Origin of the sequence: Paraconexibacter sp., assembly GCF_041602235.1 — a bacterium.
Taxonomy (GTDB): domain Bacteria; phylum Actinomycetota; class Thermoleophilia; order Solirubrobacterales; family Solirubrobacteraceae; genus Paraconexibacter.
Map to the genome: position 1 here is coordinate 1 of NZ_JBFIGP010000290.1, position 4,707 is coordinate 4,707.

The 4,707-nt window shown below is 72.7% G+C and carries 3 protein-coding genes; 1 reads left to right on the forward strand and 2 read right to left on the reverse strand.

Going from position 1 to position 4,707, the window contains the following annotated elements; translation table 11 throughout:
- A partial coding sequence (locus tag ABYE80_RS17300; protein ID WP_372791553.1) for an MMPL family transporter occupies window positions 1-2,185 on the forward strand: 2,185 nt, incomplete at its 5' end.
- Between the two features lie 69 nt (window positions 2,186-2,254).
- Here ABYE80_RS17300 and ABYE80_RS17305 read toward each other — a convergent pair.
- The gene (locus ABYE80_RS17305) at window positions 2,255-4,033 is read right to left on the reverse strand and encodes an FAD-dependent oxidoreductase (protein ID WP_372791554.1); all 1,779 of its coding nucleotides are present in this window, start codon (window positions 4,031-4,033) and stop codon (window positions 2,255-2,257) included.
- A 145-nt stretch (window positions 4,034-4,178) separates the two neighbouring features.
- On the reverse strand, window positions 4,179-4,707 hold a 529-nt coding region (locus ABYE80_RS17310; protein WP_372791555.1), incomplete at its 5' end, for an alpha/beta hydrolase family protein.

A 4,707-nucleotide genomic window follows, 5' to 3' on the forward strand; every position in this document is an offset into this window, starting at 1 on the left:
CAACCTGACGGGCGGCGGCTTCGCGGTCCCCGGGTCGGACTCCCAGGCCGTGGAGGCCGCCCTGGCCCGCGACCTGCCCGGAGCCGGCCGGGCCTCCCTCGGCGTCGTCCTCGTCCCCCAGGACGGTGCCGAGCGGGCGCAGACGCGGTCCGCGCTGGCCGAGGTGGGCCGCGCCGTCGCCGCGACCGACCACGTCGCGCTGGACGCGCGGGCCCGGGCACGCTCCCTGCGGCAGATCGACCGGGCGCCGGCGAAGCCCGTGCTGGTGCCGCTCGCCGTCGCCGTCGACGACATGCAGTCCGTCGACGTCGCCGCCGACCTGCGCAAGCGCCTGGGGCTGGCCGACCGCGCGGCCGATCTCCCGGTCGGCATCCACCTCGTCGGTCAGGGCGCGCTGTGGGCCGGTCTGCAGGACGTGTCCAAGGAGGGACTCGCCAAGGCGGAGGCGACGGGCTTCCCGATCGTCCTGATGATCCTGCTGCTGGTCTTCGGCTCCCTTGCCGCCGCGAGCCTTCCCCTCGCGCTCGGGTTCGTGAGCGTGATCGTGACCGGCGCCCTGATCTACGCCCTCTCCCTCGCGATGGAGATGAGCGTGTTCGTGACGAACATGGCGTCGATGATCGGCATCGGCGTGGCCGTGGACTACTCGCTGTTCGTCCTGGCCCGCTACCGCGAGGAGGTCCAGGCGGGGAAGGACCCCGACACCGCCCGCGCGACGGCGCTCGCGACCTCCGGTACCGCGGTCCTCTTCAGCGGCGTCACCGTGATCATCTCCCTCGCGGGCCTCTACATGGTCGACGCGACGGCGATCCGGTCCATGGCGCTCGGCGCGATCCTCGTGGTCGCGGTGTCCATGCTCGCCTCGGCCACCCTGCTGCCGGCGCTCATCGGGGCCCTCGGCAAGCGCGCGTACGCGCGCGGTCGGCTGTTCACGATCATGCCGCTGGTGTTCCGCTCGCGGCGCGGTCGGCGCCCGGGCTCCACCGGCGCGGCGGCACCGGTCCCCGTGCCGTTCTGGGAGCGGTGGATCGCACGGGTCACCCGCCGTCCCGTCGTCGCCGCGCTCGCGGCGACATCCCTCCTGCTCGCGCTCGCGATCCCGGCCCTGTCGATGCAGACCGGCAACGGCGCGCTGCGGCAGTTCCCGCAGGGCAACGAGACGCGCGTGGGCTTCGAGACCGCGGCGTCGCTGACCGGCCCCGGGGCGAGCGCGCCGATCCGCGTGCTCGCGCAGTTCGAGCGCGGGTCGGCGGGCGACGCCGCCAACGCGGGCCTCCTGCGCGATCTTCGTCGCGTGCTTCGGGCGGAGACCGGTGTGGCGTCGATCGCCGCGCCGGTGCCGACGACCGACGGCCGCGGGGCCCTGATCTCCGCGGTGCCGAGGGCCGACGGCGAGTCCCCGGCGACCCGTCGTCTCGTCGAGAGGCTGCGCGAGCGACTCGCGACGGTCGCGGGTGACGTCGCGACGGTGCGGGTCGGAGGCACGACGGCTGCCCAGGTCGACTTCCGGGACGAGGTCCGCGGCTCGATGTGGAAGGTCATCCTGTTCGTGCTCGGGCTGAGCTACGTCATCCTGCTGATCCTCCTGCGCTCGGCGATCCTGCCGCTGAAGGCGGTCTTCGCGAACCTGCTCAGCGTGGGAGCGGCCTACGGCGTGCTCGTCGCGGTGTTCCAGTGGGGCTGGATCGACGGCTTCCTCGGGTTCCAGTCGACGGGGAACATCGACACGATCACCCCACCGCTCGTCCTGGCGGTGGTCTTCGGGCTCTCGATGGACTACGAGGTGTTCCTGCTGAGCCGGATCCGCGAGCGCTTCGACGCGACCGGCGACACCCGCCGCGCGGTGGCCGAGGGCATCGCCGCCAGCGCGCGAACGATCACCAGCGCGGCCTTGATCATGGTCGGCGTCTTCCTCACGTTCGTCGCGACCGGCGTCCCGTCGATCAAGCAGCTCGGCCTGGGCAACGCGGTCGCGATCGCGGTCGACGCCACCGTGGTCCGCCTCGTGCTCGTCCCGGCGATCATGGAGCTGCTCGGCAAGTGGAACTGGTGGCTGCCGGGGCCGCTGTCCCGGCTCCTGCCGAAGGTCGAGATGGAGCAGCTGTCGCCCGAGACCGTCGTGCCGCTCGGAGCGGTGCGGGTCGGGGACACGTCGCCGGAGCGGGAGCCGGCCGGGGTCGCCTGACCCGCCGCCCGCAGGCGCGCGACCGACGCGTCGCGCTGCCGGGCGGCGGTGCGGGCGCTCCGGGTTCGCTCAGGCGACGTCGAGGACGTTCGGCCGGCCGGCCTTGTACAGCTCGCGGTCGATGGCCTTGATCGGCTCGAACTCGGGAGCGTCGAAGAGCGTCCACATCTGCGGCGGCTTCTCGGAGGACCCGGACGCTTCCAGGACGCCGGCGACCGCCATGCGCGCCGACTCGTTGGCGCCTTCCATGGTCGCCAGGTCGATGTCGGTCTGCACGTAGTCGCCCGACAGGAACAGGTTCGGGATCTTCGTCTTGGCCGTGGGTCGCTTCTCCCACGTGCCGACCGTGTTGACGAGCAGCGGCGTGTCGTTGCGGTTCTGCGCCCGGCTCTTCACCCACGCGATGCCCGGGTCCAGGAACCAGGAGTGCAGGATGTCGTCGGACAGGTGCTTGCCGGCGGTGTGGTGGGTCTTGATCTGCGCCCACACCTCCTTGGCGATCTCCTCGCGGGTGCAGGCCTTCGCGGGCTTCCCGTAGAGGATCCCGGGAGCGTCCCAGTTGGAGATGTCGACCGAGAGGCAGTCGACCGCATCGCCGTCCCCGTAGTCCGCCGGGAAGTCGCGGTCGGCCCAGAACTGGCCCTGGGTGAGCGCCGTGAGCGCCCACGGTGCGTCGATGAAGGTCATGTGCCCGCGGGTGATGTCGACCTCGCGGCGGAGGTAGTACTGGATCCCGGCCATCCAGTCGGTCTGCAGCGCGTCGAGGCCGTGCAGCCCGGGGTCGAGCGCGCGGACATCGGCGTCCAGGACGCGGCGGGCCCGCTCCATCGGCATCGCCAGCACGAACCAGTCCGCCTCGATGCGGTGACGCTTGCGACGGCGGTCGCGCATGTGGGCGGCGACGATCTTCCCGTCCGCGACCTCGAGGCGCTCGATGGTCCGCCCGACGGCGAACTTCACGCCGAGCTCGCGCAGGTGCACCACCCACGGGTCGATCCATGCCTCGTTGGTGGGCAGGTTCAGCACGCGGTCGACGTCGCCGTCGTTGCCGCGCCCGGCGATGTTCCAGACGAACGCCTCCGCCATGTTGCCGATCGTGCGCGTGCTGGCGATGGTCTCCTTCGCCGCCACGAGGTTGCGGGTGAGACCGGCCGCGACGACCGTCTTGTACTCCTGCGACTTGTTCTCGGCCTTGATGAAGTCCCACCAGCTGACGTGCTCCCACTGCCCGTAGCGGCGCTCGTCGCAGCTGGTGACGAACACGAGCATCCGCTCGACGAAGTACGCGAGCTCGTGGGGCGGGACCCCGCGACCGGCGAGCAGGTCGGTCAGGAGGTACCGCATGCCCTCGACGGACATGGGGGCCTCGGGGTCCGGGCCCAGCCCGAACGGGCCGGCGTCACCGCGGTCACCGGCTCGCAGGAACTTGGCGCCGAGCGCCGAGACCAGGTTGTCGCGCACGCCGCCCTCGTTGCCGGGGAACGGGATGCGGCGCATCGTGTCGGGCACGTGGTGGTAGAAGCCGGGGAAGAAGCGGAAGCCGTGCTCGCCGGGGAGCGGCATGCGACCGCCTTCGCCGGTGCGGGGCACCGGGATGCTGCGCGCCTTGCCGCCGAGCGCGTTGCGCTCGTAGACGACGACCTGGAAGCCGCGCTCCACGAGCTCGTGCGCTGCGGTCAGGCCGGCCATGCCGCCCCCGAGGACGACGACCTGATGGCGTCGGGACGGTCGGCGCGTCCGGCGTGCGGCCAATGCCGGTGATGCCGATGTGAGTGCTGCTCCGGCTCCGGCCGCGGCCGCGCCGCGGAGGAGTTCACGGCGCGAAACGCCCTGCTCGTCGATGCTCATGGACCTCTCTCTCCCAGCCACGCTCCCGTGCGTGGCACCTTGGCGCTCAGTGTAGGTGCCGCAGCACCGGGTTGCGCTGCTCTCGTCCGGGGAGGCGACGGCGACCGGGACGCTGAGCGGCCGGGACGCCCGCCCGCCCCGCCGGTCAGAGCGTGCGACGGAGCTGCGTGAGGCGCTCGCGGGCGGCGTGCCAGGCCGCGTGGCCCGGGTCGATCACGTCGCGGTGGCCCCCGGGGGGCACGAGCAGCTCGATGTCCGCGCCGGCGGCCCGAGCGGTCTCCACGTACTCGCGCGATCGCCGGGCGGGCACCGTCTCGTCGTGCTCCGGATGGACCACGGTGACCGGCACACCGAGCGGAATCCGGCGGGAGGGGTCCGCCTGCTCGAAGCGGTCCGGGACATCCTCGATCGTGCCGCCGAGAACGGCGGCGGCAGGGGCTCCGGCGCGCACCATGGTCGTCACCGGCGCGAGCGCCACGACATGGCGGATCCGCACGGCAGGGTCGCCGCCCGGAGCCCGCGCCGGGAGCTCGTGGCGCCCGCCCGCCCACAGCGCCAGTTGACCGCCGGCGCTGTGGCCGACGGCCACGACCCGGCCGAGGACGACGCGGGCATCCTCGAGATGGGCGAGGTGGTCGATGGCGGTGGCGAGGTCACTGAACGTCGTGGGCCAC